The organism is Clostridium zeae, from assembly GCF_017312485.1.
Taxonomy (GTDB): domain Bacteria; phylum Bacillota; class Clostridia; order Clostridiales; family Clostridiaceae; genus Clostridium_AR; species Clostridium_AR zeae.
This window is the reverse complement of sequence record NZ_BMBA01000005.1, coordinates 219,650-242,257: the sequence shown is the minus strand read 5'-3', so window position 1 is coordinate 242,257 and position 22,608 is coordinate 219,650. Positions and strand designations below refer to the sequence as shown.

Here is a 22,608-nt window from a genome sequence, read left to right as displayed (position 1 = left end):
ATTATTTGTCTTCTATACTTTGGCGCAAAAACTATGTGATATTTACAGTTCCATTTGCTATGTGCTAAACTATTATTATCCACTTTGGATATACCTCCTTCAAAATGTTAGTGGTCGGCAAACCTACTATTATTTTACTCCGGAGGTATTATTTTTTTCTACTCATAGCTATAAGCTTTTTAGAACCACATGTATAACATGTGGTATTCATTAATACAAAAAAAGATTGAGTTATCTCAGGCATAACTCAATCCTAATAGTATACATATTTTTTTATTTAAAATGATGATACAACAAATTAGCTTCTAAATATAACTTCTTCTCTTGAGAACATTATCTTTACAAAAAGAATTGATAAAATAACATAAACCACATGCCAAGCAGCTACTACTAATATATGCTGAGTATTGAATATGCCAACTAAGAATTCTTTCATCAGAACTACTACATTTACTATAGGTATATTAAAATATATCCACTTAACAGTCTTAGCATCCATCATAAATGGTATATAGGATAATATAAATACTGGAGCTGTTATTCCACCTAAAAATGAATTGGCTTCTTTTATAGATTTAGCATATATACTTATAGCCATTTCTACAGCACAAACCGATATAAGTACGAATACAGAAAATAAAGCTATTAAAACTAGAGCTTTAGGGGTTACGTTTAAAGCATTTCCTAGCTTAAAGTTATACTTTAGCGAGCCTCCCATTGCTGTCATACTAGCAACTAAAGCTATTATAGATACTGTAGCAAGGGTAGCTAGTTTCCCCCACATTATTGACATTCTACTTACTGAAGTCGAAAGTAACGGTTCAAAGGTCCCTCTTTCCTTTTCTCCTGCAATGAAGTCTGCTGCTATGGTTAAGGTAGGAGTAAGCATAAATATTATTATGAAGGTTGGAAGCATTCCTATCATCATAGAACCTAACCCTTGATCTGAATCTTTTACATTTTCAGTAGTAACTTGCTGTATATCAAAAGGATTCAAGAAATTTTTCTCTAGCCCTTTACTTTCTATTCTTGCATTTACTATAGATTTATAATAGCTATCAAAAATAGCTCTTATACTAGAAGCTGCCATAGACGATTTATTTGAATCTTTATCATATACGAGCTTCAACGTTGTTGGCTTAAAATCATTAATATTTTGATCAAACTCATTAGGTATATCTATTATAAGAGACACATCTCCCTTTTTAAGTTTTTCATCCAAATTATCATCATAATGAAGTGTAATATTCTTCTGCTCCTTCAGTATACTTACTATAGCCGAATCCTTATTGCCCTTAACTCCTAGATCTAGCTTCTTTTCAATATCACTTTGCATGTCCTTCATCATATAATTAACTAATCCAAACATCACTGGGTAGATCAATATAGGTAGAAGAATACTGAATATGATTGTTTTTCTGTCTCTAAAAATATCTATTAGTTCTTTTTTATATATAGTAAAAAAATTATTCATCTCTTTCACCTCCTATAAGATCTACGAAAACTTCCTCTAAGTCATCATTATTGTACTTTTTCTTTAATTCCTCTATAGTTCCTTCTTCAACTAATTGTCCTTTATTTATTATAACTACTCTATCGCATAGCTTTTCAACTTCCCTCATAGAATGGCTTGAAAAAAGTATTGTCTTATTTTCTCTCTTACACTTCTTTATAAAGTTATGAATTATCCTAGTAGCTCTTACATCCAAGCCTGTTGTAGGTTCATCAAATAACATAATTGATGGTGAGTGGACAATAGCTCTAGCAATAGACACCTTTTGTTTCATTCCTCTGGAAAACTTACTGACTCTTTTATCTATATATTCTCTCATATCAAGTTCGTCAGCTAGTTCATTAATTCTTTTGTCAGCTTCCTCTTTACTAAATCCATAGAGACTGGCAAAGTACGACATATTTTCTCTGGCTGTGAGTCTATCATAAAGCCCTACATCTCCACCAAACAATATGCCTATCTCTTTTCTAACCTTATCTGGTTCTTTATTTATATCGAAACTATTTACCACCACAGTGCCAGCTGTAGGTTTCAGTAAAGTAGATACCATTCTCATTGTAGTTGTCTTACCAGCACCATTCTCACCTAAAAGCCCAACTATTTCACCTGGACTCACAGTAAAACTAACCTTGCTTACCGCCTTTGTCTTCTTGAACTCTTTTGTAAGTTCCTTAACCTCTAACATATATAATCTCTCCCTCATTAAAATCTTTTGCGTAAAGCTCTACGTTTAAGAAACATCTTTATATTTCCATAGGTCAACAGTATCATTAGTAATGCCCAAAAAATTGCTAACGCAGGACTTTCCTCTGCGGTTTTTATTATTGATGCAAGCATACATAGCTCTGAAACAGTAACTAATCCTATTAGCTTTTGGACACGGCTCACCATTTCAGCCTTTGATTCCTCATCATTAAAAATCTCCATCTTATCTTCACTATAGTTTTCATTTTTGAAATAGAACCAATTCATGCATCCTGTTACATGCTCCCAACCTGATTCTGCAAATATGGTAAGATAATTATCCTCTTCATATTTGCTTAATCTCCTATAATCAAGCTTATATACAACGTCTTTAGGTTCACACACCTTGAATGTAAATATGAATAACCTAGCACTTACTAACTCATAACCTTTTAAACTCATTTTCCTTAACCATTTTTCTTCTTCTTCATGTTGCCATACAAAAAACACTTTAAACTTCTTAATATATTTATTTATCTTTACCATATTAACCTCCATAATGAATGCTATAATCCGGATATTACCTTTTTGCCATTCTCATAAAGTAATTCAATTCTTTTATGCTCTAACCTAACTATCTCTTTCCCTAATTCAGTCAGTGAATAGCTTTTTCTTCTAGAATCAAATTCATTAATTACCTCTACTATTATCTCTTCCTTAACTAACTTGCTTATGGCCCCATATAAGGTTCCTGGGCCAAGTTTAACCTGACTGTTTGTCATCTCCTCAACCCTTTGCATTATGCCATACCCATGCATAGTCTCTACTAAGGACAAAAGTATATAGTATGTAGCTTCTGTTAAAGGAATATATTTTTTAGCATCTTTCATTTACTTCAGGTCATCCCCTTCATTGGTGAATATTATATCGTCTTCCGATATATCGTATACTGATATACTATTCCAATTTCTTCATATTGTCAATGATTTTTCGTAATAAAAATATCATTAAAGCTAGCATAAAAATTATGTATTTTCTTAGTAACGCAAAAAAATAGAAGCTACTTATAGCCTCTATTTGGTATTAACACTTCTTATTATTTTCCTTATAACACTTCGCGGAGCTATTCTTAACGCTTGGATCATAAACTTATTTTTAAGCCCAGGTATAACAATTAGCTTTCCTTTAAAATAATCCTTATAACCTATGTACGCTACAGTTTCAGCATCCATCATATATTTTTTAGCTTTCTCGGACTTCACAACTTCTGCACGACTTTGAAAATTAGTCTTTACAGGTCCAGGGCAAAGAGCTGTTATTTTTATATTAGTATCCTTAAGCTCTTCTCCTAAAGCTTCAGTTAATGATAATACATAAGCTTTGGTTGCATAATAAACAGACATCTTGGGTCCTGGTGCAAATGCTGCTGTAGATGCCACATTTAAAATTCCGCCCTTACCTAGCTCAATAATTTTAGGAAGAAAGCTTTTAGTAAGTCTAGTTAATGCATATATATTAACCTTAATCATATCTAAATCTTTTTCTGTATCAACTTCATGAAAATGTCCAAAAGAACCAACCCCCGCATTGTTCACTAAGTTTTCCACAGTTAAATTATTTTCATCAACAAATTTAATTACTTTTTCCACAGAAGCCTCTAGTTTTAAATCTGCTTCTACAGAATGCACCTTTATAGAATTTAAGTTTTCAAGCTCAACTTTTACCTTGCTTAATCTTTCCGTATCTCTTCCAACTATAATTAAATTGTTTTTGTCTTTTGCAAAAAGCTTAGCCAATTCATAACCTATGCCCGAGGTTGCTCCAGTTATTAACGTATATCTATCCTTCATTATTTCTCTCCACTATATATTTTCTCAGCTTTAACAATTCTCTACTTCATATTTCTTATAGATGCAAATAGGAATCCTTTATTCATATCTCATTTTGATATGAGGAATTCCTGCCTCCATATAAACTTCAGATTTTCTCTTAAAACCTAAACTTTCGTATAAATTCACCACATATTCTTGTGCTGATAATGTTATATTATCTTCATCCAATTCATTTTTTATAAACTCAATTGCTTTTACCATCATCTTATTAGCAAGTCCCATTTTTCTATGGCTTCTTATAACCAACACACGACCTATAGAAGGATCTTTGTACGCTACTCCGCCCTTAAGAATTCTGCAATAAGCAACTACTCTACCATTATCCATTGCAAAAAGATGATAACAATCTTTATCCCTATCATCTAGATCCTGTTCCTTAACTTCCTGCTCTCCTATAAATACTTCATTTCTTGATTTTATGATTTCATAAAGTTCTTCTATATTTAAATCACTAAAATGCTTTATAATCCACTCCATTTTATTTCTCCTTTTAAAGTTATTGAATTTATCTTTTCACATTAATTATTGTTGCTAAAATTAATTTTATCAGTCTAATAGTATTGAAATTAAGATGTTACTACGGAGATACTATATGAACGAACAGTTAGAATTAAATGATTTTCGGAAGTGAAACAGCGTTAAAAAACTGTATTGTCCGAACGTAGTGAGTTATACAGTTTTAGCTGTTTCACTGTAGAAAATCATATTAATTCTCTGTGAAGTTCATTAAAGTATCGGAAGTAGTAACATCTTAATTTCACCACACTATTTGTATATAAAAAATTTATTATATCCTATTTTACTAATTTTTTGTTAGTAATTCTATAGCTTAGTGTAACTCTCTTTTTATTCTAGTTTAAATAGCTAAAATTAATCAAATAATAACTTTGAAAGGAGTGTTGATTATGGGTAAGAGAAAAGGTATGCATGAAAAACAAATGGAGTCTGCAAGAAAGTTACTTGAACATAATGTTGGTATAACTGAAATAATGAATCAAACAGAACTATCTCAAGAAGATGTATTAAAGGAAAAACATAATATGGAGAGAAGAGCTGACGACTAGTTAATCACTTCCTGGTATCCATAATAGATATCAGGAAGTATATTATTATTTAAATAAAATATTGTGATAAAAACTACTCAGAAAATATTTAAATCCTAAGTTTATATACTATTTAGATGTATATTACTACAATATTATCCATTGACTATATTTCCACCATTGACATGTATAGTCTGACCTGTAATATAAGACGCATCGTCAGATGCTAGGAACACATAAGCTTGAGCTAATTCTACAGGTTGGCCGGCCCTACCCATAGGCGTATCTGATCCAAAACTCTTAACATCTTCTCCTCCAAAACTTGCTGGTATAAGTGGCGTCCATATTGGTCCTGGTGCAACTGAATTAACCCTTATCCCTGTCTTTGCAACACTTTGAGATAATGCTCTTGTAAAGCTTACCAATGCACCCTTAGTTGATGAATAATCTATTAAGGTTTCATTACCCTTATAAGCGGTTATGGAAGTGGTATTGATTATATTACCTCCGCACTTTAAATATGGAAGAACAGCTTTACTCAAATAAAACGCACTAAACACATTAGTTCTAAAGGTCTTTTCCAGTTGATCTGCACTTATGTCCTTAAGACTATTTTGTACATGTTGTTCTGCTGCATTATTAACTAAGATATCAATTTTTCCCCATTGATCCATTACTTTTTTTACTACTTGATTGCAGAAATCCTCATAACCTATATCTCCACTTATAAGCATGCACTGAGCTCCACACTTATCTATTATGCTCTTAGTTTCTTCCGCATCATCTTCTTCATGTAAATATACTATAGCAACCTTGGCACCTTCCTTTGCAAAAGCTATGGAAACCGCTCTGCCTATGCCACTGTCTCCACCTGTTATTATAGCTACTTTACCTTTTAATCTATTAGAGGATAGATTATATCCTTCCATTTCAAAAATAGGCCTTGGATTCATTTCATTTTCAAAGCCTGGCTGCCTATCTTGATGCTGTGGCGGAAAACTGGTTGGGAATTTATGATTTTTATCCATTTATATCACCTCTAAAAATTATTTATAATTGCTATATAAGTCTTAATTATTATTCCTTTTAGCTTAAATTTTTATCCTTTTCATAAAATGTTTAATCATTGAATTTCATATTACTTAATCCTTTATTGCAGAATAATCCTAGTATATAGACATATAAATATAGAAAAAATATATTTGTAGAGAGGAGTGATATAAGTGGAATATAAAAGAATACTCGATAGTGGTGATTTAAAATCTAGAATACAAAATACTATAACTGAATTTTATTGGGTTAATAAAATAGACATAAACGCTAAAAATGATCCTTTTTCTGCAATTGTATATGTAGATCCTAAATTAGTGAACTATGATGAAGTACTTGAGTTCATACACTTTTTAGGTGATGAAGAAAACACTGCAAGATGTACAATATGTGATACTCGAGCAGTAATGTCATTAAAAGAAGGTTTTGATAGTGGAAAGGAATTCGAATATCTTATAGGATTGAATGAACTCAAAACAATACTTACTAGATCTTACGACTTGCCTGATAGCAAGTTTATAGATGCTATAGTTAAAGTTCATGAAGATATCCACGTATTGATAAAAGATAAAAAACCATTACCAGTGTAATAACATATAATATATTTTTAAAATTATAAAGTGTGAGCGTTAATATGAAATAACCGCTCACACTTTAATTAGTTTTATAAAATTATTTTTAGAAGTTTTTAGCTACTTCCTTTGCATTTGCTATAGCTGCATTCTTAATTTCTTCAGCCTTATCTGGAGCATAGTTTGCACCTTCAACTACTACAGATGAATAATCTGTAATTCCGAAGAAGCCAAGAACAGATTTTATATATCTATCTCCTAGTTCAAACTCAGCAGTTGGCCCATAACTATATATTCCACCTCTAGCTTGTATGTGTATAGCTTTCTTGCCACTTAATAAACCTACCGATCCGCTTTCAGTATATTTAAAAGTCTTTCCGGCTACTGATACAGCATCAATATAAGCTTTTAGCATTGGAGGAATTCCAAAGTTCCAAAGTGGTGTTACAAATACATACTTGTCTATCTCTACAAATTGATCAACTAAGGCACCTAGAGTTCCAACCTTTTGTTGTTGTTCTTGTGAAAGTTCATTAAATGCTACTCCACCTGCTAATTTACCCCAAGCTTCAAAAACATCTCCGTCTATAAGCGGTATATTATCCTTATAAACATCTATATTAATAACTTCATCCTTTGGGTTAGCTTTTTTATATTCTTCAATAAATTCTTTTGCTACAGTTAAGCTGTATGAAGCTTCAACTGGTTTTGGATTTGCTGTTATAAATAAAACTTTTGACATAATTAAATCATCCTTCCTCATAGTAAATATATATTTTCTAAATTTTAATAATATACTTGTGTTTTGATATTAAGTTTTGTATAATTATTATACCTAATTAATAATTAATATTAACTTACTTTATGTAACTATATTAATATATCATACTTACTTTTGTCAAGCATATATGATAAAATAAATTTGGGAGATGATTATTATGGATAAGTGTCAACTTTGCCCTAAGTTTGAAGCAGCTTTTTCCCTACTTGGTAAAAGGTGGTCTGGCTTAATAATAAGAACTTTACTAAGTGGTCCAAAGAGATTTTCAGATATATCCGAAACAATTCCTAATATGAGTGCAAGAATGCTTACAGAGCGCTTTAAGGAATTAGAAAAGGAAGGCATCATAAATAGAAGTGTATATCCTGAAATTCCAGTAAGGATAGAATACGAGCTTACTGACAAAGGAAGAGATCTTGAAAAAGCCATGGATGAAATTCAGAAATGGGCTGAAAAATGGAGTTAAATCGGCAGATTACTGCCGATTTTCCATTTAATTTTATTTATTTTTATCATAGATAATTTTATTATCAGAAGTTATTAAATTTAGATTTACTAGTATAACCTTAAGCACTGCGTACACTGGTACTACTGCAAAAGCACCTAATGGTCCAATCAAACTAGCGGCAGCTATAACCAAAAATATATCGGTCAATGGATGTATCTTCATAGCCTTTGACATAATTAAAGGAACCACAATTCTTCCTTTAACCCCTTGTGCAATCATAAATAATATTGTAAGCTTTATTATCATATGAAGACCAACACTTATGGCAATAATATACGGTATTATCATTGAAACAAAGAATCCTACAAAAGGAATAAAAGCTAAAATAAATGTAGTTGAAGCTAAGATAAGAGCACTAGGCATTCCTATTATCTTATATCCTATATATACCATAGCGGATAGAGATAATGCTACACAAGCCTGACCAGTAACGTAGGAAGATAGTACCTTATTACTTTCACCCATAATAGAGGACACCTTATCTTTATATCTATGTGGGACTAACTTGATAATACTTCCTTTAAACCTCAATCCATCCTTTAGCAGATAGAATATTATTACAAGTATAAGTAATAATACAGAAAACAAATTCATTGCATAACTAAATACTCTCATACCTCTCTTGCTAAGCATGTATAGATATGTCTCTACATAGCTCACAATCTTTTCATAAACCCACCCAAGCTCTAAGTTATTTGTAAAGTAATCATTAAAGCCCTTTATTAATGAATCATTCTGCAACGTATTTGATACTTTCGAAATAAGCAGCTGAAATTCTCTTATCAAACGAGATCCTAAAAATACAAAAAATCCAGATAGCACTATAACTGTAGTTATTAAAGTCAACATAGCGGCAATACTGTTTTTCGTGCCCTTTTTTAAAAGAAAATCATTTAATGGTTTTACTAAATAAAAAAAGAATACTCCTATAATTATTGGTACAAGTACCACTTTTGCAATTTTATTGGCAAAAATTATTAGTGTTGGTACTTTGCTATAAAGAAATATGGCTAGTAAAACTAAATTTATTATTAAAAGATTATATATTAGTTTTTTCTTTTTCATAATTTTCTCCTAAAGTTTTTATAGTTTAGATAATATTAGTATTTTCCATAGTGTTAGTTTGTATGCCTAGTAATATTTATAAATAGTTTCATTTACCATAAAGATAAAACCCATCTATTTAGAAGCTTCTAAATAGATGGAAATATCTCAGTTTAGCTAGTTTAAAAATTTTATAGTTTTCTATACAGCAAAAAAGGAAGACTACTTATCATAGTCTTCCTTTTATAAAGGGTGAGATTATTATTCACGAGGATCCGGGGAGATCTCGTCTAAAATTTAAGGGGATACTTAAATTTTCGTATACTGCATGAGATTAATACTTAATTTTTAATTATTGTGCTAGGAACATAGCCATGTCATCATCAACATTTGTTATTCCACCGATACCAAAGTTTTGTACTAAAACATTAGCTACATTTGGTGAAAGGAATGCTGGTAGAGTTGGTCCTAAATGTATATTCTTAACTCCTAAGTGAAGTAAAGATAATAATACTATAACAGCCTTTTGTTCATACCAAGCTATGTTGTATGATATTGGTAATTCATTAATATCAGCTAATCCGAATACCTCTTTAAGCTTTAATGCTATTAATGCTAATGAGTATGAGTCATTACATTGTCCAGCATCTAGAACTCTTGGAATTCCTCCGATATCACCTAAGTTTAATTTGTTATATTTGTATTTAGCACATCCAGCTGTAAGGATTACTGTATCCTTTGGAAGTTTTTCAGCAAATTCTGTGTAGTAACTTCTGCTCTTAGCTCTTCCGTCACAACCAGCCATTACGAAGAATCTCTTTATAGCTCCACTCTTAACTGCATCAACAACCTTATCTGCTAAAGCAAATACTTGTTCATGAGCGAATCCACCGATTATTTCTCCTGTTTCTATTTCAGTTGGTGTAGGTAATTTCTTAGCTTGTTCAACTAAAGCTGAGAAGTCCTTAACTCCATTTGCATCTGCATCTATATGCTTAACCCCTGGGAATCCAGTTACACCTGTAGTGTATATTCTGTCCTTGTATGAATCCTTTGGAGTAACTATACAGTTTGTAGTCATAAGTATTGGTCCATTGAATTTTTCGAATTCTTCATTTTGTTTCCACCAAGCATTTCCGTAGTTTCCTGCAAAGTGAGTGTATTTCTTGAATGCTGGGTAGTAGTGAGCTGGAAGCATTTCACTGTGAGTATAAACGTCTACTCCAGTTCCTTCTGTTTGCTCAAGTAATTGTTCTAAATCTCTTAAATCATGTCCGCTTATTAATATACCAGGGTTATTTCTAACTCCTATATTAACCTTAGTTATTTCAGGATTTCCATAAGTCTTAGTGTTAGCAGTATCTAATAACGCCATACCTGAAACACCAACTTCACCAGCTTTTAAAGCTAATGCTACATAATCATCAACTGTTTTTGTATCATCTAGTAATTCAGCTAATGCTTGAGCCATGAAAGCAACAACGTCATCATTTTCAAAACCTAATGCTCTAGCTTGCTTTACGTAAGCAGACATACCTTTTAATCCGTAAGTTGTTAATTCTCTTAATGATCTTATATCTTCATCCTTTGTTGAAAGAACGCCTACAGTTTCAGCCTTTTCATTGAATTCATCAACATTAGCACCAAACCAAGTTGTTGCTTCTGGAAGTTTGCTTTCTTCTTCTCTCTTTAATCCAACGAAAGAAAGCATCTTAGCTAACCAGCTTTCATTTGTTACTCCAACATTTCCACCAGCTTTAGCTACTTCAACCTTTAATTCTTCTCTTAAAGCTAAACCTTCTCTTATTCTTGATATAAATACATCTCTATCAAAGTTTGCATTTGTTATTGTTGCAAATAAACTATCAACTATAAAGTTATCAGCCTTCTTGCTTGTAACTCCAACTTTTCTTCCTTCGTTTACTACAACAGAAAGACCTTTAACAACATATATTAATAAATCCTGTGACTTTGCTACATCTTCAGTCTTACCACATACACCTTTTATTGTACATCCTTTGCAGCCAGCTGCTTCTTGACATTGATAACAAAACATACTCATGAACGTAACCTCCGATTAATTTATTTATTTTAAATTTTTCGTACCAGCTTCCATATAACTAATTGAAGTGGCATTTATTTGTTTGATCTCTTCTCTACATTTCAAATTATACTAATTTACTCTACATTAATCGGTAACTTAAGTTACGAAATAAAAACTTTTTATAATTTTTATAAAAAAATTTTGTTTATTTATTTTAAAATATACTGCCAACATAAGCATATTGCCATCTTAGTACAAACTTATACATTTATATAATAGAACTCCCAGTCTTTCAAATGCTTTATATTAGTATTTATAAGACTGGAAGTTCTATTATAAATTTATTAATTTCTTTTTAGTATCAGTTTATTTTTAAGAATATTATTAAAGTTTAGATAATTCTACTGCAAGCTTAGCTGCAACTTCTGCATTGTTAAACACAAGCTTAATATTTGAATCTAAAGATGCTCCACCTGTAATTTCTTTAACCTTAGCAAGTAAGAATGGTGTGCTTTCTTTTCCTTTTATTCCTTTTTCCTTTGCTTCTTTTAATGCATTCTCTATAGCATTATTTATAGTATCGTAATCCATTTGATATTGCTCTGGTATAGGGTTAGCTATTACTACTCCACCATTAAGTCCAAGATCCCACTTAGCTTTTATTGCTTCAGCAAGTTCCTTTTCATTTTCTACCTTATAATCAACTCCAAAGCCACTCTTTCTTGTATAGAAGGCCGGAAGCTCTTCAGTCTTAAATCCAACTACAGGAACCCCATAAGTTTCTAGGTATTCTAATGTTAAACCTATATCAAGTATTGATTTTGCGCCTGCACAAACAACAGCTACATTTGTATGAGCAAATTCTTGTAAATCCGCTGATATATCAAAAGTTTCTTGAGCTTCTCTATGAACGCCACCTATTCCACCTGTAGCAAATACCTTTACTCCTGCTAAAGCTGCTATTATCATAGTTGAAGCAACTGTTGTAGCTCCATCAGCTTTTTTTGCAATTATGAAAGGTATATCTCTTTTTGAAGTCTTTATAACATTTCCTGCTTTACCTAAATGATCTATTTCAGCTTCTGTTAAACCAACTTTTAAAACCCCACCTAGTATAGCTATTGTAGCTGGAACTGCACCATTATCTCTTATAATTTTTTCAACAGCTAATGCAGTTTCAACATTTTGTGGGTATGGCATACCATGTGATATTATAGTAGATTCTAATGCGACTACTGGTCTACCTTCTTCTAAAGCCTTTTTAACCTCTGGATTAATATCTAAATATTTTTCTAACATAATTAAAATTCCTCCTCAATTAACTTATATATATTATCTGCTGTGATATTAGGGTTTATAGTATTTTCATGACTAAGTGCAAGTATCGCTGCAGCATTACCAAATATGGCCTTTTGTTTTATACTTAAATCATTGAGCTCTCCATATACAAGTCCAGCCATAAATGCATCTCCAGCTCCAGTTGCATTTATTACCTTTATAGCTTTTCCTTCAATGTATCCATCTTGCTTCCCGTCAGTATAATAAGTACCTTTTGAACCAAGACTTATAAATACATTTTTCACTCCTGCATCTATGAAATATCTGCCTGCCTTTTTCAAACTGCTGTCATCTTCTATCTTTATACCGCTTAAGATTTCAGCCTCTAATTTGTTAGGCTTTATAGTATGAAATACGCCTATTATGTCTTTAACCTTCATTGATTTTGCAGTAGAAACAGTGTCTAAAAATAATTTACTTTCTTTATAGTTACTTGCTATATATTTGATTACATCTTCACTGAGATTTGTATCAATTACTGTAACTTCTGAGTTTTCTAACACATGCTTTTTACTTATCAAGTAATTAACATCAAGTTTCTCCATAACATCCATATGAGATATTGCAACTGCCATATCTCCAGTTTCATCTAAAATTGATAGATAAGAAGAGGTACTTTGCCCTTGAGCCACCATTATCTCCTTAATATCCATTCCGATATGTCTTCCTTCATCAATAATCTTTTGACCGTAAACATCATCACCAACTACTGATAAAAACTTCGTATGAATTCCAAGCCTAACCATGTTTTCAGCAATATTTCTTCCAACTCCGCCTAAAGAATGTTTGACCACACCGATATTAGAGTCTTTGTATATCAATTTACTGCTAGGAAAGCCTTGAAGATCTATGTTGGCTCCTCCTACAACTGTAGCATATTGATTTTCCTTTACCACATATCCTTTTCCTAATATACTGCCTTTTTTTATTAAATTAGTTATGTGTACCGCTGCCGAAGACCTAGTGATACCTAAGATATTCGCTAACTCTTTTTGAGATATCATAGGATTTTTTCTTATTATCTGTAATATTTCTTGCTCTCTGTTTGTCATAGCATCACCCTAACATATGCTTATTTTATTAACTTTTGCTTACTTAAATCGTACCACTTATTTATATTGTTGTAAAGGTTTATACTTATTAATTTTAATAAAAAATTTATGTATAAGAATATTGTTTTAACATCGCCCAAAAAAATATCTTTTTGTTTTAAATTTATATATTTTATAGTATTTCTAACCCAAGTATTAACATCAATATGAATATTTAATATTATATAGGTATAACCTTTTAATATTATACTTAACAAACGCTTTTTATTCTCAAATCTATGTGTTATTCTACCCAGCATAAGCTATGTTATAAAGGAGATTAATTTTATATGAAACACTATATAGATCAAGCAAAATCTGAAGTGAATCAATGGAAAGTTAAAGTGAATAAAAAACCAACAGTTATAGATAACTTAACTAGGAAAAGTCAGCAAAAGATAAACAGCATACTTCCAGACAAATATCACACTATCATGACAGAGGCTATAAAGAATATCTCTAAAGCGGTTATATCTGGTTCAGAGTTTATAACAAAAAAAACATATAATAACATGAGTTTTTATGACAGAGAAGAATTAGTAAGAAAGAAAATTGAAACATATAAAACCACAGCTATGATAGAGGGTGCTGGAACAGGTGCTGGTGGTTTTTTTGTAGGTCTTGCTGATTTTCCACTATTACTCACTATAAAATTTAAGTTTTTATTTGATGTAGCTTCTATATACGGTTTTGATGTAAGGGACTATAAGGAGAGACTATTTATTCTTCATGTATTCCAATTAGCCTTTTCAAGTAAGAATCATTCAAATAAGATATTCTCTGAGATTGAAAACTGGCAAGAATATTCAAGATCCTTGCCTTCTGATATAAACGAATTTGACTGGAAGACCTTCCAACAAGAATATAGAGATTATATAGATTTAGCTAAACTGCTACAGATGCTTCCTGCTGTAGGTGCCTTTGTAGGCGCTTATGTAAACTCTAAGCTTTTAGATAAGTTAGGTGAAACTGTAATGAATTGTTATAGGATGAGATTACTCTATAAATGAAAATAAGCCGCTTAAAATTTAATTTATAGCGGCTTATGGTGTATAAAGTCTAGCCAATGATACAAAAATACAAATTAATTTTCCATTATTTACAAAAAGATAAATTTTTTATAACATTATTCAATGAAACTTATCACATTACGATTTTTAATTCATATATTATTAGTATAAAATACTATTTTACAAGTAACAATTAAACAAAGGAGCTGATTATTTTGGCTGATTCTTCATTGAATTTTGATACCCCAAAAACAGGGACCATATACACTGTACAAGCTACTGGAACTCTTATTCCAGGCTATGTCGGTTATCTTACAATAAATGTATCTGATATAAATTCTACTTCTTCTTTAGGCAGAACTCTAACAAACTATAAAAAGACTCTTCCTTTAAGTAATACAAGCTCTATCAATACAGCTTATAACGTTACAACTACTTTAACTATAGTTCCAAAGACAGAAACTGGGGATACTATTACAGTAACATGGGGATTATCACAAACACCTTAGTATTTTAATTTATTGATCTCAATGGGGCCATTTACCAATAACTCACTTTCTTCTTAATATTTTTAAATTCTTTAGATTTTGTTTCATGTTATTTAAAAATATTAATATAATTATGGAGTGAGATATTTCATTATCTGGCTCCATATTTTATATAGCTAGGGAAAGAGGTGAATTTAATGGCTAGCATTATAATTCCTGCAAGCAAAAGTATTACTATAACAAATAAACTTCCAGATGGCAATATAAATGGAGATACTATAATAGTAGGTAATGATACAACGTCTAGCTATTTTAGTTATCTCTTTTTTGACTTATCTCCATTACCAAGTAATATATCAGTAAATTATGCTGAACTCACATTATTTAAAACTGATAACTTCTATAATGATGTAACTAAGGTATTTGGTATTTATCCTTGTGACTATTTCAGCACCTATACCACTTTTAAAAACCGACCTAAAGCAGACCCCTTCTCAGTAAAATATTTTTATCCTATTGCCACTGAGGTTTCAGTAAAAATACCACTGACTTATTTTGTTTCAGGTTGGATAAATAATCCTAAGAGAAGCACTTGTGTCCAACTGTTTGCTAAAAGCAAAAATACTATTGCATCATTTGGATCTGCTATAAGTAAGGATAATTATTTAATTCCATTTTTAAAAGTTAGTTTCACTCCAATTCCTCAGCGCTCCACATGCACTACTCCCACCCCTCACAGTGATGGTATTCCTATAATAGAACAAGTACAGGTTACAGGAACAGTAGCTGCCAACGCAAAATATAATGCTGTAGTGAATGTTGCCGTAAAAAGGCATCTAACTGGTTACACTGACAATTATTACGTTGTTGATGAGTATGATAATACTGGAAAGAACACACCTCTCCATATTGATAAAACCTATAATATAGCTGTAACTCCTAAACCTGAACCTAATGATTATGAAACTATCATACTAGGAGGTTCATACTCAGATTAATATCTATTTTATATTATTTATAAAACTCCCTATCATTTAATCAATAAATTTTCTTTTGCACTATTGATAAGGAGTTTTATGCTTTTAAGCCTTTAATATATCGAGCCCTTCAGTATCATATACTTCTAACTCTTTGATTGATCTTAATATCTCCTTTTTAGCCAATTCAATATATCCATATTTAAAATAAAGCTTTCCTAATCTTAATAATGCAAATCTGTTATCAACCAAATTTGCCAAGTTTACTGCTATTGCCAGTTCGTCATATCTTTTGTTAACTAGCATTATCTCACAAATTTCTATTATTATGTCCATGTATGATGTCTCATTCTCGTCTTTATTAATTACAGTAGCTGTTTTATCTTCAAATATATTTATTAGCTGATTAAATACTTCTACTACCTTTTGGCTATAATCCCTCATATTTGAACAACTGATATTTTGTATTAATTTCTTAGCATTATTGTAATCTTTCATCAACACATAGCTTAGAGTTCTACATATCTGAAGTTCTATATATCCATCGCTATCTTCAGTGACCTTATCTATAGAAATACATTCTTTAAATCTTCCTGTTCTAACAAAGCATCTTCCTTTTAGCACCTTCATAGCATCTATGAGTTCATTGCTCATCTCATATTTTTCTATAAACTCTAAAGCTAAATCATAATAACCTTCTCCTAAAAATACATCTGCTAGAATAGAATAATCTAAGCTAGTAGCAGACTCAAGCTCTTCTAATGCACTTCTTATTTCATCTAATTTTATATTTAGAAGTCTAAATATATGGACAATATCATATATAGGAGTGATAAATCCAGGCTCGCTCTGCATAGTTTTTACATAATAGTTATAAGCAGTATCAAGATCTCTTAACTCCAAATATATATTACCTAATTCATAGTAAGCCTTAAATCCTCCGGTTCCAGAAAAAAACTTTAACTGAGCAGGGGCATCTCCTATTTCTATACATTTCTCCAACGCCTTAATTTGCAAGATAGGTTTTCTTAAAACCTTATAAATTTGTGATTTCAAGAAATACAAGTCAGTGCAGTTAGTATAATATTTAGTGCCTTCATCTATAATTCTTAAAGCCTCATCGTATTTTCCTATGTCGTAATTTAGATATACCATTCTTATTACTAGCATGGCACTATATCCAGTATTGGGATCAAAATTATCGTAAGCTTTATAGTATAATTCTAAAGCTTTATTCAAATCACCTAATGCAGCATACTCATTGGCTAAATTAAAACAAATAAACTTATCATTTGGATTCTTTTCAAACTGATCTTTTAAAATGGTAAGATTTCTATTTCTCTTGCCCGTTGATATGATTCTTTCATTTAGATATCCATAATGATGTATTTTTACATCCTCACAAATTACGTTATAATTCTTCTCATTATATATTAGTTGGTTATGAATTGCCCCTTCATAATGAATTCCTTTATTATTCTTAAATAATCTTGGATTTAAATTAATAGTTCTATTATTTTCATTAATTGAATTACCCGAATAACTTACTCCTTGAAAGTTATAAATTGCATCTTCATCTAATTTACTATTTAAAAGGATCTTGAATAATTCCTGGTCTTCCTTGTAAATCTCTTCATCGGCATCAATTATTAGAATCCAATCTTTAGTAGCATGTCTTAAAGATTCATTCCTAGCTTCACTAAAGTTGTTATTCCATTGAAAGAAATAAACATTACTGCCAAATTCCTTAGCAATTTCTACAGTCCTATCTGTAGAACCTGTGTCTACAATTATCATCTCGTCCACTATATCTTTAACACTATTCAAACATCTAGGTAAGTATTTCTCTTCATTTTTAACAATCATACACAGACTTACTTCATTTTTCATTTTACTCTACCTCAAGCTTGCCTTTATTTATAGCATTAACTTTATTAAAATCCTTATAGTTATTAATTTCTTTCATACATTTATCTCTAAGTTCCATAATATTGCTATTATCTACACCTGAGGTAATGCACTTTTCAGTATAATACAGAGAAATCTCATAATATTGTTCATGAAAAAAAGCTTCTGCGATAATATAATAAGCACTAGGATAGTCATAAAAAAGTGCTTCAACTATAGCCTTAATCTCATCCTCCGTCTGCTGTTTTTTTAATATATTAATAACATTATATAAAGGTACAATATAATCTGGTTTAGATTTAATAACCTCCACAAACCATAAATACGCCTTATCATAGTCCTTAAGTTCTAAATATACATTTGCTAGCTCATTATATGCGCCATAAGTTCCCGTACCACTTAAATATCTAAGCTTAGCTGGAGCTTCACCTAATTCAACACACTTGTTAAGAGCCTCAATCTGCATACTAGTTTCATTCAATTCTTTATAAATTAATGATCTTACAAAATATAAATCTGTATAATTTTCAAAGTATTTTATTCCTATATCTATAAATTTAAGAGCTTCATTAAATTTCTTTAACTCATAATTAACAAGAGCTATTCTAATTATAAGTCTAGGACTATACCCTAAGTTACAATCGAATTGTTCATAAGATTTATAGTAACACTCTAATGCCTTCTCAGTATTTCCCAAGGAATAATATTCGGTTCCTAAATTAAAATAGGCAAATCCATCCTTAGGGCTTCTTTTTATTTGTTCCTGCAAAATCAGAATATTTCTATCACGTTTTTTCCTTGAAATTATTCTCTCATTTAAATATCCATAATGATGTATCGTTATAGATTCTTCTATTACATTAACTTCATTACTTACATACACTAGTTGATTATGAATTCGCTCCTCATAATGAATACCCCTATTGTTCTTAAACAAACGTGGATTTAAACTAACGGTGATATTACCTTCATCAATCTTTTCACCTAAATAACTTATGCCTTGAAAAAAATAAATAGCATTTTCTTTTAATTCACTACTTAATAATGCTCTAAGTTTTTCTTTATCTCCAGAATAAAGTTCTTCATCTGCGTCCATTATTAATATCCAATCTTTTGTGGCGTACTTTAGAGATTCATTTCTCGCTTCACTAAAATCGTTATTCCAATTAAAGCTATATACCTTAGCATTAAAACTCTCTGCTACTTCTATTGTTCTATCTGTTGATCCTGTGTCCACTATTATGATCTCATCCACTAATTCCTTTACACTTTTTAAACATATAGGTAATAATTTTTCTTCATCTTTTACAATCATACAGAGGCTTATATGATTTTTCATAACAATCCTCCCTCTAAATCCGCTATAGAAGCTCTATATTCTGCCTATCTTTAAGATCTTTCATTGCATTTCTAGTGTCAAATATCCTCTTAGAGTTTTTCTGAATAAAGATATAATCATATCTTTTATGATCAGTAGTAATTACAACTAAATCTGATTTATTTAATATATCTTCTGTCAGCTCAACACCTTTGTACTTTTTACCTTTAAATTCATACGCTGAAATATAAGGATCATAAAAATTAACTTCTGCACCTTGGCTTTGAAAGATTTCAATAACCTTAAGAGCAGGACTTTCTCTATAATCATCTATATCACTTTTGTAAGCTATCCCAAGTACCAATATATTTGATTTATTCAAAGGTTTATTAAATCTATTTAATATTTCACAAGATCTTTGCACTATATATCTAGGCATATAATTGTTTATTTCACCAGCGGTTTCTATAAGTCTAGTATGATAATCATATTCTCGTGCCTTCCAAGTTAAATAATAAGGATCTAGCGGAATACAATGTCCACCTAACCCAGGGCCTGGATAAAATGCTTGAAAACCATAAGGTTTACTTTTAGCTGCTTCTATTACTTCCCAAATGTCTACATTCATCTTATTACAGATAATAGCCATCTCATTTATCAAACCAATATTTATGTTTCTATAAGTATTTTCAAGTATTTTTCCCATTTCAGCCACTCTTGGACTAGACACTGTAATAACCTCACCTTCAAGCACACTCTTATAAAACTTCTCAGCAATCACTGAACTTTTAGTTCCCATACCACCTACTACCTTAGGGATGTTTTTTGTTTTATAAATTTCATTTCCTGGATCTACTCTTTCAGGTGAAAATGCCAAGTAGAAATCTTTCTCACAAGTCAGCCCAGACCTTTGTTCTAGTATAGGACGTATTAGTTCTTCTGTTGTTCCTGGATATGTGGTACTCTCTAAAATAACAATCATATCTTTATGCAGAAAATCAGCTACAGCTTCTGTAGACTTTTTTACATAACTAATGTCTGGTTGCTGATATTTATCTAATGGCGTTGGAACACATATCAGTACTATATCCACTTCACTTACGAAATTAAAATCTACTACTGCTTTTAATCTTCCTTCAGAAACTAAATCCTTAAGTTCAGTATCAACTATATCTCCTATATAATTAACAGCTTCATTTATCATGCGAACTTTTCTTTCTTGCACATCAAAACCTATAACCTTAAATCCACTTTTAGCACTTTCAACAGCCAGAGGAAGACCTACATATCCTAATCCTACAATTCCCACAACTGCACTTTTGTTGCCAATCTTTTCAGCAAGAATAGATTCACTAGTCACTTTAATAACTCCTTCATTTATAAATTGTCAACATTTTACATCAAATTCTACTATATATTATGCTTACTGAAAAAATATGTTCTTTAAGATATTTATCTTCATCATATTAGACGCATTACCGTTCTATTTTAATTATTTGATATGTTTAATTTCACTTTAACAGCGTCTAATTATTAAATATTTGTTTCATTCAAAAGTTTCTGCTTAATTCTCTTTAAAGCTTTTAGATTTTCAATAGTATCAGCAGGATTTCCTGCCACCACTTCATTGTCCAGTACATTTCGTAAAACTACGCTTCCTATACCAACGGTTACATTACTTCCTATGCTAATCCCATTAATTATTGATGTATTTGGCCCTATCCAACTATTTTCTCCAACAGTCACACTGCCGCTGATCTCTGAATTAGCAATTATATACGAACCTTTTCCTATTCTACAGTTATGAGCAATAAATACACAGTCATCTATCTTAACATTGTCCTCTATAACCGTAGGCTCAATTGTACCTTGAGCAACTGAAACTAGAGCTCCAACCTCCACGTTATTCCCTAGTACTACTCCCCCAAGATGTGGTATCCGGAAAGGACTTCCTTTTTCATCTCTCTCCATTCCAAATCCTTCATCACCAATAACCGAATTTTCTTTTATAATACAATCATTTCCTACGATAACATTGTCCCTTATTTTCGCTCCACTTTTTATAATGCATCTTTCCCCTATACTGCAATTATGTCCAATAAAAACAAGAGGTTCTATTTGAGTTTCTTCACCTACTTTTACATTTTCCCCTATGACATAGCCCTCTTCATTCAGCCTATATCCCTGTAGTACTTTGTTTTCTTTTTTTAATATATAATTGAGAATCTTCGCATACTCCAACCTTGGCCTTTCCACGATAATAACTATATTATTTTTATCAATACTTATCTTATCTTCATCAAGAGATTGCTTTACAGCATCACTTATCAATATAATACTTTCATTTATAAATCTCATATTCATTAATGAAACCTTATCAATTTTACTTATAAATATCAGGCTATTATCCCTAGGCTTTCCTGAAGTTGAAACATTATAAATATTAATGTTTCTGTTTATCTTCCCGTAACAATCATCTATATTCATTAAGTCGTAACTATTAAAAAAAAATTTCTTATTCATAACTTCTCCTACCCCTATTCATATTGACAAAAACAATCTAATAACTTTTTTATCCCTATTTCCTCGTTGTATTTTTTATTCAATCTCATATCACAATCTAGCTCACTAATTTTTCTTTCAAATATTTTATTAAGTGCCTGTATATAAGTCGCCTCTATTTTTCCAAAATGGATCGGATGTAGCAGTACCTGGATTAAATTCTCTTTCCCTTTTTTTATAAACTCAAATATATCTTTTCCTCTAAAATCCTTACATGAATCTGATATATATAGTTCAGAATTAAAGAATTCTTCACTGTATGCATTCTTATATCCTTGAAACACCGGATATACATTATATATAGATGGACGATGCAAACTTACAGAATGTACCTTATCATTAATAATATTTTCAAGAATGTTACACTCATTTTTCATGTTGACTTGCATCTTTTCATCATCCAAATTGCCATATACAAGTGGATCAAAATGCAATCCTATCTCAAAACCTTTATCATGCATACTGTGTAGTAGCTTTCTATTTTTAGATGAATTAGTATTATAAAGTTCCGAGCTTATAAGGACAAAATAAGTACTTCTTACATCTTTTTGTTCTTCAATTGTCGATAGAGTATAAGCTGTATCAATATCAAAATCTATATCATGCCTTAGTATTATTCCTGACGAAGGGTTCTCTGGTAGTGTTTTAAAAGTGTATATTATATTCACTTGCTTCATTAGTTCTATAAGTAACTCATATTCTTTATAAGTAAACATTTTAACTTTATCTCCTTAACTTATTATGGTTAAGCCAGCATTAATATGGGTCAATTTACAATCATCTCC

Annotated in this window: 23 protein-coding genes and 1 pseudogene; 6 read left to right on the top strand and 18 right to left on the bottom strand. The window is 30.9% G+C overall.

Translation table 11 applies throughout. From position 1 onward, the window contains the following. The 7 genes and pseudogenes from J3477_RS20310 to J3477_RS20280 all read right to left on the bottom strand — a co-directional run. A pseudogene (locus tag J3477_RS20310) lies at positions 1–83 on the bottom strand (IS200/IS605 family transposase); the annotation flags it as partial. 215 nt (positions 84–298) lie between these two features. Beyond that, a complete protein-coding gene (locus tag J3477_RS20305; RefSeq protein ID WP_206871847.1) occupies positions 299–1,474 on the bottom strand; it encodes an ABC transporter permease in 1,176 nt (391 codons plus the stop codon). Next, positions 1,467–2,198, bottom strand: coding sequence for an ABC transporter ATP-binding protein (locus tag J3477_RS20300; protein WP_206871846.1), 732 nt, complete (start codon positions 2,196–2,198; stop codon positions 1,467–1,469). Before J3477_RS20300 ends, J3477_RS20305 begins: the two co-directional genes overlap by 8 nt. Before the next feature lie 17 nt (positions 2,199–2,215). Further along, positions 2,216–2,743 carry a DUF2812 domain-containing protein gene (locus tag J3477_RS20295; RefSeq protein ID WP_206871844.1) on the bottom strand — a complete coding sequence of 176 codons (528 nt, stop codon included), beginning with the start codon at positions 2,741–2,743 and terminating at the stop codon, positions 2,216–2,218. 20 nt (positions 2,744–2,763) lie between these two features. Beyond that, a complete protein-coding gene (locus tag J3477_RS20290; protein ID WP_206871842.1) occupies positions 2,764–3,087 on the bottom strand; it encodes a PadR family transcriptional regulator in 324 nt (107 codons plus the stop codon). 183 nt (positions 3,088–3,270) lie between these two features. Continuing rightward, positions 3,271–4,047 (bottom strand): SDR family NAD(P)-dependent oxidoreductase, encoded by a 777-nt coding sequence (locus J3477_RS20285; protein WP_206871839.1) that lies wholly within the window; start codon positions 4,045–4,047, stop codon positions 3,271–3,273. Positions 4,048–4,125: 78 nt separating this feature from the next. Then, positions 4,126–4,566 (bottom strand): GNAT family N-acetyltransferase, encoded by a 441-nt coding sequence (locus J3477_RS20280; protein WP_206871837.1) that lies wholly within the window; start codon positions 4,564–4,566, stop codon positions 4,126–4,128. A 428-nt stretch (positions 4,567–4,994) separates the two neighbouring features. Here J3477_RS20280 and J3477_RS20275 point away from each other — a divergent pair, with 428 nt between their 5' ends. Next, positions 4,995–5,153, top strand: a complete 159-nt coding sequence (locus tag J3477_RS20275) for a hypothetical protein (protein WP_206871836.1) — start codon at positions 4,995–4,997, stop codon at positions 5,151–5,153. Positions 5,154–5,287: 134 nt separating this feature from the next. Here the strand turns inward: J3477_RS20275 and J3477_RS20270 are convergent, their stop codons facing one another. Next, positions 5,288–6,160 (bottom strand): SDR family oxidoreductase, encoded by an 873-nt coding sequence (locus J3477_RS20270; RefSeq protein ID WP_206871834.1) that lies wholly within the window; start codon positions 6,158–6,160, stop codon positions 5,288–5,290. Between the two features lie 195 nt (positions 6,161–6,355). On the opposite strand from J3477_RS20270, the gene J3477_RS20265 reads away from it, so the two are divergent. Beyond that, positions 6,356–6,772: a hypothetical protein gene (locus J3477_RS20265; RefSeq protein WP_206871832.1), complete on the top strand. Its 417-nt coding sequence runs from the start codon at positions 6,356–6,358 to the stop codon at positions 6,770–6,772. Between the two features lie 88 nt (positions 6,773–6,860). Here the strand turns inward: J3477_RS20265 and J3477_RS20260 are convergent, their stop codons facing one another. Continuing rightward, the gene (locus J3477_RS20260) at positions 6,861–7,496 is read right to left on the bottom strand and encodes an FMN-dependent NADH-azoreductase (RefSeq protein ID WP_206871830.1); all 636 of its coding nucleotides are present in this window, start codon (positions 7,494–7,496) and stop codon (positions 6,861–6,863) included. A 196-nt stretch (positions 7,497–7,692) separates the two neighbouring features. On the opposite strand from J3477_RS20260, the gene J3477_RS20255 reads away from it, so the two are divergent. Continuing rightward, positions 7,693–8,001 (top strand): winged helix-turn-helix transcriptional regulator, encoded by a 309-nt coding sequence (locus J3477_RS20255; RefSeq protein ID WP_206871829.1) that lies wholly within the window; start codon positions 7,693–7,695, stop codon positions 7,999–8,001. Positions 8,002–8,034: 33 nt separating this feature from the next. On the opposite strand, the gene J3477_RS20250 is transcribed toward J3477_RS20255, so the two are convergent. The 4 genes from J3477_RS20250 to J3477_RS20235 form a co-directional block, all read right to left on the bottom strand. Further along, positions 8,035–9,108 (bottom strand): AI-2E family transporter, encoded by a 1,074-nt coding sequence (locus tag J3477_RS20250; protein ID WP_206871827.1) that lies wholly within the window; start codon positions 9,106–9,108, stop codon positions 8,035–8,037. Positions 9,109–9,439: 331 nt separating this feature from the next. Then, the gene (gene hcp / locus J3477_RS20245; RefSeq protein ID WP_206871825.1) at positions 9,440–11,149 is read right to left on the bottom strand and encodes a hydroxylamine reductase; all 1,710 of its coding nucleotides are present in this window, start codon (positions 11,147–11,149) and stop codon (positions 9,440–9,442) included. 366 nt (positions 11,150–11,515) lie between these two features. Further along, positions 11,516–12,430, bottom strand: coding sequence for a pseudouridine-5'-phosphate glycosidase (locus J3477_RS20240; RefSeq protein ID WP_206871823.1), 915 nt, complete (start codon positions 12,428–12,430; stop codon positions 11,516–11,518). Between the two features lie 2 nt (positions 12,431–12,432). Beyond that, the gene (locus J3477_RS20235) at positions 12,433–13,521 is read right to left on the bottom strand and encodes a PfkB family carbohydrate kinase (RefSeq protein ID WP_206871822.1); all 1,089 of its coding nucleotides are present in this window, start codon (positions 13,519–13,521) and stop codon (positions 12,433–12,435) included. 329 nt (positions 13,522–13,850) lie between these two features. Here J3477_RS20235 and J3477_RS20230 point away from each other — a divergent pair, with 329 nt between their 5' ends. The 3 genes from J3477_RS20230 to J3477_RS20220 all read left to right on the top strand — a co-directional run bounded on the left by J3477_RS20230 (position 13,851) and on the right by J3477_RS20220 (position 16,056). Beyond that, positions 13,851–14,570, top strand: a complete 720-nt coding sequence (locus tag J3477_RS20230) for an EcsC family protein (protein ID WP_206871820.1) — start codon at positions 13,851–13,853, stop codon at positions 14,568–14,570. 215 nt (positions 14,571–14,785) lie between these two features. Beyond that, positions 14,786–15,079 carry a hypothetical protein gene (locus J3477_RS20225; RefSeq protein ID WP_206871818.1) on the top strand — a complete coding sequence of 98 codons (294 nt, stop codon included), beginning with the start codon at positions 14,786–14,788 and terminating at the stop codon, positions 15,077–15,079. A gap of 176 nt (positions 15,080–15,255) precedes the next feature. Beyond that, positions 15,256–16,056 carry a DNRLRE domain-containing protein gene (locus J3477_RS20220; protein WP_206871816.1) on the top strand — a complete coding sequence of 267 codons (801 nt, stop codon included), beginning with the start codon at positions 15,256–15,258 and terminating at the stop codon, positions 16,054–16,056. Between the two features lie 84 nt (positions 16,057–16,140). On the opposite strand, the gene J3477_RS20215 is transcribed toward J3477_RS20220, so the two are convergent. The 5 genes from J3477_RS20215 to J3477_RS20195 all read right to left on the bottom strand — a co-directional run bounded on the left by J3477_RS20215 (position 16,141) and on the right by J3477_RS20195 (position 22,539). After that, positions 16,141–17,925 (bottom strand): tetratricopeptide repeat-containing glycosyltransferase family 2 protein, encoded by a 1,785-nt coding sequence (locus tag J3477_RS20215; protein WP_206871814.1) that lies wholly within the window; start codon positions 17,923–17,925, stop codon positions 16,141–16,143. 1 nt (position 17,926) lies between these two features. Continuing rightward, complete coding sequence (locus J3477_RS20210; RefSeq protein ID WP_206871812.1) at positions 17,927–19,282, bottom strand: tetratricopeptide repeat-containing glycosyltransferase family 2 protein; 1,356 nt, start codon at positions 19,280–19,282, stop codon at positions 17,927–17,929. A 22-nt stretch (positions 19,283–19,304) separates the two neighbouring features. Continuing rightward, entirely contained in the window at positions 19,305–20,621 is a 1,317-nt protein-coding gene (locus J3477_RS20205; protein WP_206871810.1) for a nucleotide sugar dehydrogenase, read from the bottom strand. Between the two features lie 173 nt (positions 20,622–20,794). Beyond that, entirely contained in the window at positions 20,795–21,784 is a 990-nt protein-coding gene (locus J3477_RS20200; RefSeq protein ID WP_206871809.1) for a UDP-3-O-(3-hydroxymyristoyl)glucosamine N-acyltransferase, read from the bottom strand. 14 nt (positions 21,785–21,798) lie between these two features. After that, on the bottom strand, positions 21,799–22,539 hold the full coding sequence (locus J3477_RS20195) for a polysaccharide deacetylase family protein (protein WP_206871806.1): 741 nt from the start codon (positions 22,537–22,539) through the stop codon (positions 21,799–21,801). Positions 22,540–22,608 lie beyond the last annotated feature (69 nt).

What these genes read in the sequence shown, in the direction of transcription:
- J3477_RS20210 (WP_206871812.1), bottom strand. Translation starts at nt 19,282, where the DNA reads ATGAAAAATCATATAAGCCTCTGTATGATTGTAAAAGATGAAGAAAAA.
- J3477_RS20260 (WP_206871830.1), bottom strand. Translation starts at nt 7,496, where the DNA reads ATGTCAAAAGTTTTATTTATAACAGCAAATCCAAAACCAGTTGAAGCT.
- J3477_RS20280 (WP_206871837.1), bottom strand. Translation starts at nt 4,566, where the DNA reads ATGGAGTGGATTATAAAGCATTTTAGTGATTTAAATATAGAAGAACTT.
- J3477_RS20305 (WP_206871847.1), bottom strand. Translation starts at nt 1,474, where the DNA reads ATGAATAATTTTTTTACTATATATAAAAAAGAACTAATAGATATTTTT.
- J3477_RS20230 (WP_206871820.1), top strand. Translation starts at nt 13,851, where the DNA reads ATGAAACACTATATAGATCAAGCAAAATCTGAAGTGAATCAATGGAAA.
- J3477_RS20235 (WP_206871822.1), bottom strand. Translation starts at nt 13,521, where the DNA reads ATGACAAACAGAGAGCAAGAAATATTACAGATAATAAGAAAAAATCCT.
- J3477_RS20270 (WP_206871834.1), bottom strand. Translation starts at nt 6,160, where the DNA reads ATGGATAAAAATCATAAATTCCCAACCAGTTTTCCGCCACAGCATCAA.
- J3477_RS20290 (WP_206871842.1), bottom strand. Translation starts at nt 3,087, where the DNA reads ATGAAAGATGCTAAAAAATATATTCCTTTAACAGAAGCTACATACTAT.
- J3477_RS20195 (WP_206871806.1), bottom strand. Translation starts at nt 22,539, where the DNA reads ATGTTTACTTATAAAGAATATGAGTTACTTATAGAACTAATGAAGCAA.
- J3477_RS20300 (WP_206871846.1), bottom strand. Translation starts at nt 2,198, where the DNA reads ATGTTAGAGGTTAAGGAACTTACAAAAGAGTTCAAGAAGACAAAGGCG.
- J3477_RS20215 (WP_206871814.1), bottom strand. Translation starts at nt 17,925, where the DNA reads ATGAAAAATGAAGTAAGTCTGTGTATGATTGTTAAAAATGAAGAGAAA.
- J3477_RS20285 (WP_206871839.1), bottom strand. Translation starts at nt 4,047, where the DNA reads ATGAAGGATAGATATACGTTAATAACTGGAGCAACCTCGGGCATAGGT.
- J3477_RS20240 (WP_206871823.1), bottom strand. Translation starts at nt 12,430, where the DNA reads ATGTTAGAAAAATATTTAGATATTAATCCAGAGGTTAAAAAGGCTTTA.
- J3477_RS20255 (WP_206871829.1), top strand. Translation starts at nt 7,693, where the DNA reads ATGGATAAGTGTCAACTTTGCCCTAAGTTTGAAGCAGCTTTTTCCCTA.
- J3477_RS20220 (WP_206871816.1), top strand. Translation starts at nt 15,256, where the DNA reads ATGGCTAGCATTATAATTCCTGCAAGCAAAAGTATTACTATAACAAAT.
- J3477_RS20295 (WP_206871844.1), bottom strand. Translation starts at nt 2,743, where the DNA reads ATGGTAAAGATAAATAAATATATTAAGAAGTTTAAAGTGTTTTTTGTA.
- hcp (WP_206871825.1), bottom strand. Translation starts at nt 11,149, where the DNA reads ATGAGTATGTTTTGTTATCAATGTCAAGAAGCAGCTGGCTGCAAAGGA.
- J3477_RS20250 (WP_206871827.1), bottom strand. Translation starts at nt 9,108, where the DNA reads ATGAAAAAGAAAAAACTAATATATAATCTTTTAATAATAAATTTAGTT.
- J3477_RS20200 (WP_206871809.1), bottom strand. Translation starts at nt 21,784, where the DNA reads ATGAATAAGAAATTTTTTTTTAATAGTTACGACTTAATGAATATAGAT.
- J3477_RS20275 (WP_206871836.1), top strand. Translation starts at nt 4,995, where the DNA reads ATGGGTAAGAGAAAAGGTATGCATGAAAAACAAATGGAGTCTGCAAGA.